Origin of the sequence: Burkholderia sp. AU18528, assembly GCF_002223215.2 — a bacterium.
GTDB classification, from domain to species: domain Bacteria; phylum Pseudomonadota; class Gammaproteobacteria; order Burkholderiales; family Burkholderiaceae; genus Burkholderia; species Burkholderia semiarida.
Genome location: NZ_NKFC02000003.1, coordinates 29189 through 42178 on the forward strand (window position 1 = coordinate 29189; position 12990 = coordinate 42178).

The 12990-nt window shown below is 61.9% G+C and carries 21 protein-coding genes; 20 read left to right on the forward strand and 1 reads right to left on the reverse strand.

The window, feature by feature from the left end:
• Window positions 1–195 precede the first annotated feature (195 nt).
• The 20 genes from rplN to dsbD all read left to right on the forward strand — a co-directional run bounded on the left by rplN (window position 196) and on the right by dsbD (window position 11662).
• Window positions 196–564, forward strand: coding sequence for a 50S ribosomal protein L14 (rplN, locus tag CFB52_RS01615; protein ID WP_006482918.1), 369 nt, complete (start codon window positions 196–198; stop codon window positions 562–564).
• A 9-nt stretch (window positions 565–573) separates the two neighbouring features.
• Window positions 574–882: a 50S ribosomal protein L24 gene (rplX, locus tag CFB52_RS01620; RefSeq protein ID WP_006477187.1), complete on the forward strand. Its 309-nt coding sequence runs from the start codon at window positions 574–576 to the stop codon at window positions 880–882.
• Between the two features lie 16 nt (window positions 883–898).
• Window positions 899–1438 carry a 50S ribosomal protein L5 gene (rplE, locus tag CFB52_RS01625; protein ID WP_006482882.1) on the forward strand — a complete coding sequence of 180 codons (540 nt, stop codon included), beginning with the start codon at window positions 899–901 and terminating at the stop codon, window positions 1436–1438.
• Window positions 1439–1445: 7 nt separating this feature from the next.
• The gene (rpsN, locus tag CFB52_RS01630; protein WP_006482884.1) at window positions 1446–1751 is read left to right on the forward strand and encodes a 30S ribosomal protein S14; all 306 of its coding nucleotides are present in this window, start codon (window positions 1446–1448) and stop codon (window positions 1749–1751) included.
• 14 nt (window positions 1752–1765) lie between these two features.
• Window positions 1766–2161: a 30S ribosomal protein S8 gene (gene rpsH, locus CFB52_RS01635; protein WP_006477185.1), complete on the forward strand. Its 396-nt coding sequence runs from the start codon at window positions 1766–1768 to the stop codon at window positions 2159–2161.
• An 18-nt stretch (window positions 2162–2179) separates the two neighbouring features.
• Window positions 2180–2710: a 50S ribosomal protein L6 gene (gene rplF / locus CFB52_RS01640; RefSeq protein WP_006477184.1), complete on the forward strand. Its 531-nt coding sequence runs from the start codon at window positions 2180–2182 to the stop codon at window positions 2708–2710.
• Window positions 2711–2722: 12 nt separating this feature from the next.
• Window positions 2723–3088, forward strand: a complete 366-nt coding sequence (gene rplR / locus CFB52_RS01645; RefSeq protein WP_006477183.1) for a 50S ribosomal protein L18 — start codon at window positions 2723–2725, stop codon at window positions 3086–3088.
• A 14-nt stretch (window positions 3089–3102) separates the two neighbouring features.
• Complete coding sequence (rpsE, locus tag CFB52_RS01650; RefSeq protein ID WP_006482895.1) at window positions 3103–3621, forward strand: 30S ribosomal protein S5; 519 nt, start codon at window positions 3103–3105, stop codon at window positions 3619–3621.
• 15 nt (window positions 3622–3636) lie between these two features.
• Window positions 3637–3819, forward strand: coding sequence for a 50S ribosomal protein L30 (rpmD, locus tag CFB52_RS01655; protein WP_006400644.1), 183 nt, complete (start codon window positions 3637–3639; stop codon window positions 3817–3819).
• 26 nt (window positions 3820–3845) lie between these two features.
• Window positions 3846–4280, forward strand: a complete 435-nt coding sequence (gene rplO, locus CFB52_RS01660; RefSeq protein WP_006482880.1) for a 50S ribosomal protein L15 — start codon at window positions 3846–3848, stop codon at window positions 4278–4280.
• A gap of 42 nt (window positions 4281–4322) precedes the next feature.
• Window positions 4323–5672, forward strand: coding sequence for a preprotein translocase subunit SecY (secY, locus tag CFB52_RS01665; protein WP_006482915.1), 1350 nt, complete (start codon window positions 4323–4325; stop codon window positions 5670–5672).
• Window positions 5673–5679: 7 nt separating this feature from the next.
• On the forward strand, window positions 5680–5898 hold the full coding sequence (gene infA, locus CFB52_RS01670; protein WP_004521905.1) for a translation initiation factor IF-1: 219 nt from the start codon (window positions 5680–5682) through the stop codon (window positions 5896–5898).
• Between the two features lie 20 nt (window positions 5899–5918).
• A complete protein-coding gene (gene rpmJ / locus CFB52_RS01675; protein WP_004199844.1) occupies window positions 5919–6035 on the forward strand; it encodes a 50S ribosomal protein L36 in 117 nt (38 codons plus the stop codon).
• Window positions 6036–6073: 38 nt separating this feature from the next.
• A complete protein-coding gene (rpsM, locus tag CFB52_RS01680) occupies window positions 6074–6439 on the forward strand; it encodes a 30S ribosomal protein S13 (protein WP_006400641.1) in 366 nt (121 codons plus the stop codon).
• A gap of 28 nt (window positions 6440–6467) precedes the next feature.
• Window positions 6468–6869, forward strand: coding sequence for a 30S ribosomal protein S11 (gene rpsK / locus CFB52_RS01685; RefSeq protein ID WP_004197937.1), 402 nt, complete (start codon window positions 6468–6470; stop codon window positions 6867–6869).
• Between the two features lie 154 nt (window positions 6870–7023).
• A complete protein-coding gene (gene rpsD / locus CFB52_RS01690; protein ID WP_059577365.1) occupies window positions 7024–7647 on the forward strand; it encodes a 30S ribosomal protein S4 in 624 nt (207 codons plus the stop codon).
• A gap of 124 nt (window positions 7648–7771) precedes the next feature.
• The gene (locus CFB52_RS01695) at window positions 7772–8749 is read left to right on the forward strand and encodes a DNA-directed RNA polymerase subunit alpha (protein ID WP_006477176.1); all 978 of its coding nucleotides are present in this window, start codon (window positions 7772–7774) and stop codon (window positions 8747–8749) included.
• Between the two features lie 149 nt (window positions 8750–8898).
• Window positions 8899–9294: a 50S ribosomal protein L17 gene (gene rplQ, locus CFB52_RS01700; protein ID WP_006477175.1), complete on the forward strand. Its 396-nt coding sequence runs from the start codon at window positions 8899–8901 to the stop codon at window positions 9292–9294.
• 201 nt (window positions 9295–9495) lie between these two features.
• On the forward strand, window positions 9496–9822 hold the full coding sequence (gene cutA / locus CFB52_RS01705) for a divalent-cation tolerance protein CutA (protein WP_059640232.1): 327 nt from the start codon (window positions 9496–9498) through the stop codon (window positions 9820–9822).
• Window positions 9815–11662, forward strand: coding sequence for a protein-disulfide reductase DsbD (dsbD, locus tag CFB52_RS01710; protein WP_099315992.1), 1848 nt, complete (start codon window positions 9815–9817; stop codon window positions 11660–11662). Before cutA ends, dsbD begins: the two co-directional genes overlap by 8 nt.
• A gap of 131 nt (window positions 11663–11793) precedes the next feature.
• On the opposite strand, the gene hemB is transcribed toward dsbD, so the two are convergent.
• A complete protein-coding gene (gene hemB, locus CFB52_RS01715; RefSeq protein ID WP_050013164.1) occupies window positions 11794–12792 on the reverse strand; it encodes a porphobilinogen synthase in 999 nt (332 codons plus the stop codon).
• Between the last annotated feature and the right edge of the window lie 198 nt (window positions 12793–12990).

Consider the following 12990-nt stretch of genomic DNA (forward strand, 5'->3'; position numbering starts at 1 on the left):
GGAGCCCCGTCGCGGGCGAAGTTGGTGGGGGAAGCGGACTGGCGCCTGCCTGTCCGAAAGATTCACCGAATTGCGATGGCGGGTTTCGTTTGCCGTCGCTGCTGTTCCAACCCAAGCAGCCGATTGGCTGACGGGACCAAGACTGACCGAATGCATCATGGTGGTGCATCCGGATTAAGTTGGGAAAGACAAACCATGATCCAGACCGAATCTCGGCTCGAAGTAGCCGACAACACGGGTGCACGTGAAGTCCTGTGCATCAAGGTGCTCGGCGGCTCGAAGCGTCGTTATGCCGGCATTGGCGACATCATCAAGGTGAGCGTCAAAGAGGCAACGCCGCGCGGGCGCGTGAAGAAAGGCGAAATTTACAACGCCGTGGTGGTCCGCACCGCCAAGGGCGTGCGCCGTCAAGACGGCTCGCTGATCAAGTTCGACGGCAACGCCGCTGTGCTTTTGAATAACAAGCTCGAGCCGATCGGCACCCGTATCTTCGGGCCGGTGACGCGTGAGCTGCGTAGCGAACGATTCATGAAGATCGTTTCGCTGGCGCCGGAAGTGCTGTAAGGAGTCGCGATGAACAAGATTCGCAAAGGTGACGAAGTCATCGTCGTCACTGGCAAGGACAAGGGCAAGCGCGGCGTCGTGCTGGCTGTCGGTGCTGAACATGTGACGGTTGAAGGTATCAACCTCGTCAAGAAGCATGTGAAGCCGAACCCGATGAAGGGTACGACGGGCGGCGTGGAAGCGAAGACGATGCCCCTGCATATTTCGAACGTCGCACTGGTCGACGCGAATGGCAAGGCGTCGCGTGTTGGCATCAAGGTCGAGGAAGGCAAGAAGGTTCGCTTCCTGAAGACGACCGGTGCCGTACTGAGCGCCTGACGCAGCGGAGTAAAAAATGGCTCGTTTTCAAGAGTTTTACAAAGAAAAGGTTGTGCCCGGCCTGATCGAGAAGTTCGGTTACAAGTCGGTCATGGAAGTGCCGCGCATCACCAAGATCACGCTGAACATGGGTCTTGGCGAAGCGATCGCTGACAAGAAGATCATCGAGAACGCCGTTGGCGACCTCACGAAGATCGCCGGCCAGAAGCCGGTCGTCACGAAGGCCCGCAAGGCAATCGCTGGCTTCAAGATCCGCCAGGGTTACCCGATCGGCGCGATGGTGACGCTGCGTGGCCGCGCGATGTACGAATTCCTCGACCGTTTCGTGACGGTTGCCCTGCCCCGCGTGCGTGACTTCCGCGGTGTGTCGGGTCGTGCTTTCGATGGCCGTGGCAACTACAACATCGGTGTGAAAGAGCAGATCATTTTCCCCGAAATCGATTACGACAAGATCGACGCACTGCGTGGGCTGAACATCAGCATCACGACGACTGCGAAGACCGACGACGAAGCAAAGGCTCTGCTCGCCAGCTTCAAGTTCCCGTTCAGAAACTGAGGTTACCGTGGCTAAACTGGCACTGATCGAACGTGAAAAGAAGCGCGCCCGCCTGGTCGCGAAGTTCGCAGCAAAGCGCGAAGCGCTGAAGGCGATCGTCGAAGACCAAAGCAAGTCGGAAGAAGAGCGCTACGAAGCACGCCTGGAGCTGCAGCAACTGCCCCGCAACGCAAACCCGACCCGCCAGCGCAACCGCTGCGCGATCACGGGCCGTCCGCGTGGCACGTTCCGTAAATTCGGCCTCGCGCGTAACAAGATTCGTGAAATCGCATTCCGTGGCGAGATTCCTGGCCTGACCAAGGCGAGCTGGTAATAGGAGAAACGTAAATGAGCATGAGTGATCCTATCGCCGATATGCTGACTCGCATCCGCAACGCGCAGATGGTCGAGAAGGTATCGGTCGCGATGCCCTCGTCGAAGGTCAAGGTTGCAATCGCGCAAGTCCTGAAGGACGAAGGTTATATCGACGATTTCGCCGTGAAGGCGGAAGGTGCGAAGTCCGAACTGAATATCGCGCTGAAGTACTACGCAGGTCGCCCGGTCATCGAACGCCTCGAGCGCGTGTCGAAGCCTGGTCTGCGCGTGTACCGCGGCCGTAACGACATTCCGCAGGTCATGAACGGCCTCGGTGTGGCAATCGTGTCGACGCCGAAGGGCGTGATGACCGACCGCAAGGCGCGCGCTACCGGCGTCGGCGGCGAAGTCATCTGCTACGTCGCTTAAAGCCGAGGAGAGAGAAACATGTCTCGAGTAGGTAAGAGCCCGATCGCGCTGCAAGGCGCGGAAGTCAAGCTGGCCGACGGTGCGATCACCGTCAAGGGCCCGCTGGGCACCATCACGCAAGCGATCAATCCGCTCGTGAACGTGGCGAACAACGACGGCACGCTGAATCTGTCGCCGGTCGACGAAAGCCGCGAAGCAAATGCACTGTCGGGCACGATGCGCGCGATCATCGCGAATGCCGTGCACGGCGTGACCAAGGGTTTCGAGCGCAAGCTGACGCTGGTTGGCGTCGGTTACCGTGCGCAAGCGCAAGGCGACAAGCTGAACCTGTCGCTGGGTTTCTCGCACCCGGTGGTGCACCAGATGCCGGAAGGCGTCAAGGCTGAAACCCCGACGCAAACCGAAATCGTGATCAAGGGGATCAACAAGCAACAAGTCGGTCAAGTGGCTGCGGAAGTCCGCGGTTACCGTCCGCCGGAGCCCTACAAGGGCAAGGGCGTGCGTTATGCCGACGAGGTTGTGATCCTCAAAGAAACGAAGAAGAAGTAAGGGTGCGCAATCATGGATAAGACTCAATCTCGCCTGCGCCGCGCTCGCCAGACGCGTATCAAGATCGCTGAGCTGCAGGTCGCGCGTCTCGCCGTGCATCGCACGAACACGCACATCTACGCTCAAGTGTTCTCGCCCTGCGGCACCAAGGTGCTCGCCAGCGCGTCGACGCTCGAAGCTGAAGTGCGCGCTGAACTGGCCGACAAGTCGGGCAAGGGCGGCAACGTGAATGCCGCGACGCTGATCGGCAAGCGTATTGCCGAGAAGGCAAAGGCTGCCGGCATCGAATCCGTCGCCTTCGATCGCTCGGGCTTCCGCTACCACGGCCGCGTCAAGGCGCTGGCTGAGGCAGCTCGCGAAGCTGGGCTCAAGTTCTAAGGAAGGAATTCGTCATGGCAAAGATGCAAGCGAAAGTTCAGGCTGACGAGCGCGACGACGGCCTTCGCGAAAAGATGATTTCGGTCAACCGCGTGACCAAGGTCGTGAAGGGTGGCCGTATTCTCGGCTTCGCCGCACTGACCGTGGTCGGCGACGGCGATGGCCGCATCGGTATGGGCAAGGGCAAGGCGAAGGAAGTGCCGGTCGCTGTCCAGAAGGCAATGGAACAAGCTCGCCGCAACATGTTCAAGGTGCCGCTCAAGAACGGCACGCTGCAACACGAAGTGCACGGCAAGCACGGCGCATCGGCCGTCCTCCTCGCTCCGGCGAAGGCAGGTACGGGCGTGATCGCCGGTGGCCCGATGCGCGCAGTGTTCGACGTGATGGGCGTTCAGAACGTCGTGGCGAAGAGCCACGGTTCGACGAACCCGTACAACCTCGTTCGCGCCACGCTGGACGGCCTGCGCAAGCAGTCGACCCCGGCAGACATCGCGGCGAAGCGCGGCAAGTCCGTCGAAGAAATTTTGGGCTAAGCCCGGGTGGTCACCATGTCTGAAAAAACTGTCAAGGTTCAGCTCGTCAAGAGCCTGATCGGGACCCGCGAATCGCACCGCGCGACCGTGCGTGGCCTGGGCCTGCGCCGACTCAACTCGGTTAGCGAGCTGCAGGACACGCCGGCGGTCCGCGGCATGATCAACAAGGTCTCGTACCTCGTTAAGGTCATCGCGTAAGCGGCCCTACGGATCAAGGAGTTGATATGGAATTGAATAACCTGAAGCCGGCCGCTGGCGCCAAGCACGCCAAGCGTCGCGTCGGTCGTGGCATCGGTTCGGGCCTCGGCAAGACGGCTGGCCGTGGTCACAAGGGTCAGAAATCGCGTTCGGGCGGCTTCCACAAAGTCGGTTTCGAAGGCGGTCAGATGCCGCTGCAACGTCGTCTGCCGAAGCGCGGCTTCACGTCGCTGACGAAGGAATTCGTCGGTGAAGTGCGCCTGGGCGACCTCGAGAAGCTGCCGGTCGACGAAATCGATCTGCTCGCACTGAAGCAAGCCGGCCTGGTCGGCGAGCTGACGAAGAGCGCAAAGATCATCGCGACGGGCGAACTGAAGCGCAAGATCGTCGTGAAGGGTCTCGGTGCCACCAAGGGTGCGCGCGCTGCGATCGAAGCGGCTGGCGGTTCGTTCGCCGAGTGACACGCGTAGCGCGTCGTCACTTGCATTCATCGGAGAAGGTACTTGGCTAACAGCCCGAGTCTTGCAAAACCCGGTCGAAGCACGGCGAAATTCGGCGATCTGCGCCGGCGAGCGATGTTCCTGCTCCTGGCGCTGATCGTCTATCGCATCGGCGCGCACATTCCCGTGCCGGGCATCGATCCGGATCAACTGGCCAAGCTGTTCCAGAGCCAGGCGGGCGGCATCCTGGGCATGTTCAACATGTTCTCGGGTGGCGCACTTTCCCGCTTCACGATCTTTGCGCTGGGGATCATGCCGTACATCTCGGCGTCGATCATCATGCAGTTGCTGGCGATCGTTTCGCCGCAGCTCGAGGCGCTGAAGAAGGAAGGGCAGGCAGGGCAACGGAAGATCACGCAGTACACGCGGTATTTCACCGTGGTGCTCGCGACCTTCCAGGCGTTCGGTATCGCGGCTGCGCTGGAAAATCAGCCGGGCCTCGTCACCGATCCCGGCATGCTGTTCCGTCTGACGACGGTCGTGACGCTGGTAACGGGCACGATGTTCCTGATGTGGCTCGGCGAGCAGATTACCGAGCGTGGTCTGGGCAACGGTATCTCGATCATCATCTTCGGCGGGATCGCAGCAGGGTTCCCGAATGCCGTGGGTGGGTTGTTCGAACTGGTGCGTACGGGTTCGATGAGCATCATTTCGGCGATCATCATCGTCGTTCTGATCGCCGCGGTGACTTACCTGGTCGTGTTCATCGAACGCGGTCAGCGCAAGATCCTCGTGAACTACGCGAAGCGCCAGGTCGGCAACAAGATCTACGGTGGGCAGTCGTCGCATCTGCCGCTGAAGCTGAACATGTCGGGCGTGATTCCGCCGATCTTCGCATCGTCGATCATTCTGTTCCCGGCAACGATTCTCGGCTGGTTCAGTACCGGTCAGCCGACGGGAAGCTGGATTTCCAATACGTTGCATAACGTTGCGGAAGCGCTGAAGCCGGGCCAGCCGGTGTATGTGCTGCTGTACACGCTGGCGATCGTGTTTTTCTGCTTCTTCTACACCGCACTGGTGTTCAACAGCAGGGAGACCGCGGATAACCTGAAGAAGAGCGGCGCGTTTGTTCCGGGCATCCGTCCGGGCGATCAGACCGCGCGATATATCGACCGCATCCTCACGCGTCTGACGCTGGCCGGTGCGATCTACATCGTCTTCGTGTGTCTGCTGCCGGAATTCCTGGTGCTGCGCTGGAACGTGCCGTTTTATTTTGGTGGAACGTCGCTGCTGATCATTGTCGTCGTCACGATGGACTTTATGGCGCAGGTGCAGTCGTACGTTATGTCGCAACAGTATGAGTCGCTGCTCAAGAAGGCAAACTTCAAGGGCGGCAACATCCCGATGCGTTGAAAGGACTATGGCCAAAGACGATGTAATCCAGATGCAGGGTGAGGTGATTGAAAACCTCCCGAATGCGACCTTCCGCGTGAAGCTGGAAAACGGCCATGTCGTGTTGGGGCATATTTCCGGGAAGATGCGGATGCACTACATCCGCATCCTGCCGGGCGACAAGGTGACGGTTGAATTGACGCCTTACGATCTGTCTCGTGCGCGGATCGTGTTCCGGGCGAAGTGATTTGAAAAAAGGGTATTATCATGAAAGTGATGGCATCGGTTAAGCGCATTTGCCGCAATTGCAAGATCATCAAGCGCAAAGGCGTCGTTCGCGTGATCTGCAGCTCGGATCCGCGCCACAAGCAGCGCCAAGGCTGACCGCGCGTTTGTTTGCGCTTTTTGTTTGAGGAAAAACAATGGCTCGTATCGCAGGGGTTAACATCCCGAATCACCAGCATACCGAGATCGGCCTGACGGCTATCTTCGGTATCGGCCGCACCCGTTCGCGCAGCATCTGCGTGGCAGCTGGCGTCGATTTTTCGAAGAAGGTCAAGGATCTGACCGACGCAGACCTGGAAAAGCTGCGTGAAGAAGTAGGCAAGTTTGTCGTCGAAGGCGATCTGCGCCGTGAAGTGACGATGAACATCAAGCGCCTGATGGACCTCGGTTGCTACCGCGGCGTCCGTCATCGCAAGGGCCTGCCGATGCGCGGTCAGCGTACGCGTACGAACGCACGTACCCGCAAGGGTCCGCGTCGTGCAGCGCAAGCGCTGAAGAAGTAAGCGGAACTGACAGTTACAGGAAAACGTAATGGCTAAGGCTTCGAACACCGCGGCGCAACGCGTTCGCAAGAAGGTTAAGAAGAACGTCGCTGAAGGCGTGGTTCACGTTCACGCGTCGTTCAACAACACGATCATCACGATCACCGATCGCCAAGGCAACGCTCTGGCATGGGCGACGTCGGGCGGTCAGGGCTTCAAGGGCTCGCGCAAATCGACGCCGTTCGCTGCTCAGGTCGCAGCCGAGTCGGCTGGCCGCGTCGCGATGGAATACGGCGTGAAGAATCTGGAAGTGCGGATCAAGGGCCCGGGCCCGGGTCGCGAGTCGGCAGTGCGCGCACTGCACGGCCTCGGCATCAAGATCACCGCGATTTCGGACGTCACCCCGATTCCGCACAACGGCTGCCGCCCGCCGAAGCGTCGTCGTATCTAAGGATGTGCTGGCACGCTCGTGCTAGCGCATTGCCTGTCGCCGCTCAGCGTCGACGGGCGTTGCTTTTTTGATTGACTAAGCCCACCGTTCGCCCCAAAGGGAGCGGACTAGCGCGGATTCCGATCCGCGTGACTGATTGATAAAGGAATGCAAAGTGGCACGTTATATCGGCCCCAAAGCCAAGCTGTCCCGCCGTGAAGGCACCGACCTGTTCCTGAAGAGCGCGCGCCGCTCGCTCGCCGACAAGTGCAAGCTCGACAGCAAGCCGGGTCAGCACGGCCGTACCTCGGGCGCACGTACGTCCGACTACGGTACGCAGCTGCGCGAAAAGCAGAAGGTCAAGCGTATCTACGGCGTGCTGGAACGTCAGTTCCGTCGTTACTTCGCTGAAGCCGATCGCCGCAAGGGCAACACGGGTGAAAACCTGCTGCAACTGCTCGAATCGCGCCTCGACAACGTCGTGTATCGCATGGGTTTCGGCTCGACCCGCGCTGAAGCGCGTCAGCTGGTGAGCCACAAGTCGATCACCGTGAACGGCGTCGTCGCAAACGTCCCGTCGCAGCAAGTGAAGGCGGGTGACGTCATCGCGATCCGCGAAAAGGCGAAGAAGCAGGCGCGTATCGTCGAAGCGCTGTCGCTGGCCGAGCAAGGCGGCATGCCGAGCTGGGTTGCAGTCGATGCGAAGAAGTTCGAAGGCACGTTCAAGCAAATGCCGGAACGCGCTGAAATCGCAGGCGACATCAACGAAAGCCTGATCGTCGAATTGTATTCGCGTTAATCCGATTGACGGCCGAGGTACCCCGATTGCGTTGCGCAAGGAGGGGCCTCGGCTGTTTATTTTCTGGTTGTTACCGGTCAGCCTTATCGGTGTAACGAGCCGAGGGTATTGAAAAGGAAAGCCCATGCAAACCAGTTTGCTGAAACCCAAGATCATCGCCGTGGAATCGCTGGGCGAGAACCACGCGAGGGTGGTCATGGAACCGTTTGAACGCGGTTACGGCCACACCTTGGGCAATGCGCTTCGCCGCGTGCTGCTGTCGTCGATGGTGGGCTACGCGCCGACCGAAGTCACGATCGCGGGCGTGGTGCACGAGTACTCGACGCTGGATGGCGTGCAGGAAGACGTCGTCAACCTGCTGCTGAACCTGAAGGGCGTGGTGTTCAAGCTGCATAACCGTGACGAAGTGACGGTTACGCTGCGCAAGGAAGGCGAAGGCGTCGTGACGGCCGGCGATATCGAGCTGGCTCACGATTGCGAAGTCATCAATCCGAATCACGTGATTGCGCACCTGTCGAAGGGTGGCAAGCTCGACGTTCAGATCAAGATCGAAAAGGGTCGCGGCTATGTGCCCGGCAACGTCCGTCGCTACGGCGAAGACACGGCCAAGATCATCGGCCGCATCGTCCTCGACGCATCGTTCTCGCCGGTTCGCCGCGTGAGCTACGCTGTCGAGAGCGCACGTGTCGAGCAGCGTACCGACCTCGACAAGCTCGTGATGAACATCGAGACGAGCGGCGTGATCACGCCGGAAGAAGCGATCCGCCAGTCGGCCCGCATCCTGGTCGACCAGTTGTCCGTGTTCGCGGCGCTGGAAGGCACGGAAACGGCAGCCGAAGCGCCGTCGCGTGCACCGCAGATCGATCCGATCCTGCTGCGTCCGGTGGACGATCTCGAGCTGACGGTTCGTTCGGCGAACTGCCTGAAGGCCGAGAACATCTACTACATCGGCGATCTGATCCAGCGCACGGAAAACGAGCTGCTGAAGACGCCGAACCTCGGTCGCAAGTCGCTCAACGAGATCAAGGAAGTGCTCGCTTCGCGCGGTCTCACGCTGGGCATGAAGCTCGAGAACTGGCCGCCGGCTGGTCTCGACAAGTAAGCCCGGTTGTAGCCTCGCTATAGCTGTAGTTGGCAAGGATGCGGATTTTCCTTTAAAATCCGCATCTTGCTTTTTTTCGTTACCGGCCCGTGCACCCTCCGAGGTGCGATAGAAGAGCTGGATCAAAACTTTGAATCAAGGAAACTGAAATGCGCCATCGTCATGGTCTGCGGAAACTGAATCGCACGAGCAGCCACCGTCTGGCTATGCTCCGTAACATGTCCAACTCGCTGATCGAGCACGAAGTCATCAAGACGACGCTGCCGAAGGCGAAGGAACTCCGTAAAGTCGTCGAGCCGCTGATCACGCTCGGCAAGAAGCCGTCGCTGGCAAACCGTCGCCTGGCGTTCAACCGCCTGCGCGATCGTGACTCGGTCGCGAAGCTGTTCGACGTCCTCGGCCCGCGTTTCGCGAACCGCCCGGGCGGCTACCTGCGCGTGCTGAAGTTCGGCTTCCGCGTGGGCGACAACGCACCGATGGCACTGGTCGAACTGCTCGACCGTCCGGAAGTCGACGAAACGGAAAACGTGCAAGAAGCTGAGTAAGCTTCCGGTACGCAGCAGTATCTGAAAGGGGCCGAGCAATTGCTTGGCCCTTTTTGTTTTCGAGATGCCGGCTGCGATCGATTGTCGCAGGCCGGTGCCGGCAGCGTCGCGCGGGCTGCGCTACGATACGGGCAACCGGCGCGGTTCCTGAACGGGTAACGGGCGCCGGCAGGAGCCGGCACACCAGCGAGGAGAGCGCGGATGATAGTGGTGCTGATGCTGACGACGGTCCCCGATGCGGCGACGGCCGCGGCGCTCGCCGACGGCGCGCTCGACGCGCGGCTTGCGGCGTGCGTGTCGGAGCTCGGCACGATCAAGTCGCGCTATCACTGGCAGGGCAAGGTCGAAACGGCTGACGAGATCCAGTTGCTGTTCAAGACGAGCCCCATCCGGGCGCTCGAACTGGAGCGATTTATTCTCGCGCATCACCCGTACGAGACGCCCGAAATCGTCTCGTGGCAGACGACGGCATCGGCCGCGTATGGCCAATGGGTGACCAGCGAAACTCAACGTCAATTTCATGTTTAACGGTATGGCGCTTTCGGTGCGCGTGCGCGCGCTGCGGTTTCTTGCGGTCCTGTTGTCGTTCGTGCTCGTGCTGGGCGGCCTGTCCGTCGCGCGCGCGGCCGACGATTTCCTCGATCCGTCGGTTGCGTTCAAGTTCAGCGCGAGCGAATCGCCGGGACAGGTCGACGTCCGCTTCAAGATCGCCAACGGCTACTACATGTACCGCGAGCGCTTCGCGTTCGCGGTGAAGAGCGGCCAGGCGACGCTCGGCGAGCCGCAGTACCCGGCCGGCCACGTGAAGTTCGACCAGACGTTCCAGAAGGACGTCGAGACCTATCGTGACGAAGTGGTCGTTCACGTGCCGGTGAAGCAGGCGGCCGGGCCGTTCGAACTCGCGGTGACGTCGCAAGGGTGCGCGGACGAAGGGATCTGCTATCCGCCGGCCGAGCACGTGGTGAAGGTCGACGGCGCCGCGCTCGGCGCCGCATCGTCATCCAGCGACACGGCTGCCGCGGGTAGCTGGTTCGACAAGGTCACGAGCGCCGATTTCGCGCAGTCGCTGCTCGAAGGCCACGGCTTCTTCACGATCGTCGCGCTCTACTTCCTCGCGGGTGTCGTGCTGAGCCTGCTGCCGTGTTCGTACCCGATGATTCCGATCGTGTCCGCGATCATCATCGGCCAGGGCACGCGCGCGACGCACGCACGCGGCTTCGCGCTGTCGCTGACTTACGTGCTCGGCATGGCGCTGGTCTACACGGTACTCGGCATCGCCGCCGCGCTGGTCGGTCAGAGCCTCGGCGCGTGGTTGCAGAACCCGTGGGTGCTCGGCGCATTCGGCGTGCTGCTGACCGCGTTCGCGGTGTCGCTGATCTCGGGCAGGGACATCGCACTGCCGGCGCGCTGGCAGAACGGCGCGGCCGACGCATCGAGCGCGCGCCAGGGCGGCCACTTCGTCGCGGTCGCGGCGATGGGTGCGTTGTCGGCGCTGGTCGTCGGCGCGTGCATGACGGCGCCGTTGTTCGCCGTGCTCGCGTTCATCGCGCACACGGGCAATGCGTTGCTCGGCGGTGCCGCGCTGTTCGCGATGGGGCTGGGGCTCGGCGTGCCGCTGCTGGTCGTCGGCGTCGGGGCCGGCACGGTGCTGCCGCGCGCGGGCGCGTGGATGGACGGCGTGAAGGTGTTCTTCGGCATCGTGCTGCTCGCAGCCGCGCTGTGGATCGTATGGCCGGTGTTGGCGGGCGGGCTGAAGATGGTGCTCGCGGCGTTGTGGCTGCTGATCGCGGCTGCGGCGCTCGGACTGTTCACGCCGAATGCCGGCGCTGCGTCGATCTGGCGCCGCCTGGGCCGCGGCTTGGGGGCCGCGCTCGCGATCTGGGCCGCGACGCTGCTCGTCGGCCTGGCCGCGGGCTCGAGCGATCCCGTCAAGCCGCTGGCCGTGCTGGCGGCGCGTACGGTGGCGTCCGGCGGCGCGGCGACGGCCGGCGTGGCTGCCGCGCAGGATGGCCCTGCGTTCGCGCCGGTGCGCTCCATTGGCGAACTGGATGCGCTGCTCAAGACATCGGGCCAGCCCGTGATGCTCGACTTCTACGCCGACTGGTGCGTGAGCTGCAAGGAGATGGAACATCTGACGTTCACCGACGCGCGCGTGCAGGCGCGGCTCGCGCGGCTTCACCTCGTGCGCGCGGACGTCACCGCGAACAACGCGGACGATCAGGCGCTCCTCAAGCGCTTCAACCTGTTCGGGCCGCCGGGCATCATCTTCTTCGATCGCAACGGCAACGAGATCGGCCGCGTGGTCGGCTATCAGGCGGCCGACACCTTCTTGCGCAGCCTCGACCGGGCAGCCGTTCCGACGGTATGACGATGACCCGCCGGAGGCGAACCGCGGAAGAGACGATTCGGGCCGGCTGACAACCGCGATCGACGGTAAACAAAAAACGGCGGAACACCGGGGTGTTCCGCCGTTTTTTGCAGGTGCGTGCCGGTGCGCGATCAGCGTTGCGCTTTCAGCAGACGCGCGGCATCGAGCGCGAAGTACGTGAGCACGCCGTCGGCGCCCGCGCGCTTGAACGCGAGCAGCGATTCGAGCACGACCTTGTCGTGGTCGAGCCACCCGTTCATCGCGGCCGCCTTCAGCATCGCGTACTCGCCGCTCACCTGGTACACGTAGGTCGGGAAGCGGAACTCGTCCTTTACGCGGCGCACGATGTCGAGATACGGCATGCCGGGCTTGACCATCACCATGTCGGCGCCTTCGTCGATGTCGAGGCGCACTTCGCGCAGCGCTTCGTCGCTGTTCGCCGGATCCATCTGGTAGGTCATCTTGTTGCCCTTGCCCAGATTGGACGCCGAACCGACCGCGTCGCGGAACGGGCCGTAGAACGCCGACGCGAACTTCGCCGAGTAGGCCATGATCCGCGTATGGATATGGCCGTCGCTTTCCAGCATCTCGCGGATCGCGCCGATGCGGCCGTCCATCATGTCCGACGGCGCGACGATGTCGACGCCGGCTTCAGCCTGCGCGCGAGCCTGGTCGACCAGGATCTCGATCGTGTCGTCGTTGATCACGTAGGCGTTCTCGTCGAGCACACCGTCCTGGCCGTGGCTCGTGTACGGATCGAGCGCGACGTCGGTCAGCACGCCGAGTTCGGGGAAGTGCTTCTTCAGCTCGCGCACCGCGCGCGGGATCAGGCCCTCCGGATTGGCCGCCTCGCGGCCGTCCGGCGTCTTCAGCGACGGCTCGATGGCCGGGAACAGCGACAGCACGGGCACGCCGAGTTCGACGCATTGCTCGGCGACGTGCATCAGCAGATCGACCGACACGCGTTCGACGCCGGGCATCGACGGGATGGGCTGGCGTTCGTTGGTGCCTTCGACGACGAACACCGGGTAGATCAGGTCGTCGGTGGTCAGGCGGTTTTCGCGCATCAGGCGGCGGGAGAAGTCGTCGCGGCGCATCCGGCGCGGACGATGAAGCGGATGGAAGCTCATGGCGATTTGGCAGAAATCAGGGCAAGAAGAACCTTACGGAACCCTTAGGTCATTTTCGAGATCGTTGGTATATGATAGCGATCGAGCGGCCCGCGTTGCGTGCAGCTCCCCGCTTCTCCTCCCTGAGCGGGTGCCTGTCGTTTTTCGATTAGGCTGTTTGACCCGCCGTTCAACGGCGGGTTTTTTTATGAGCCGGCC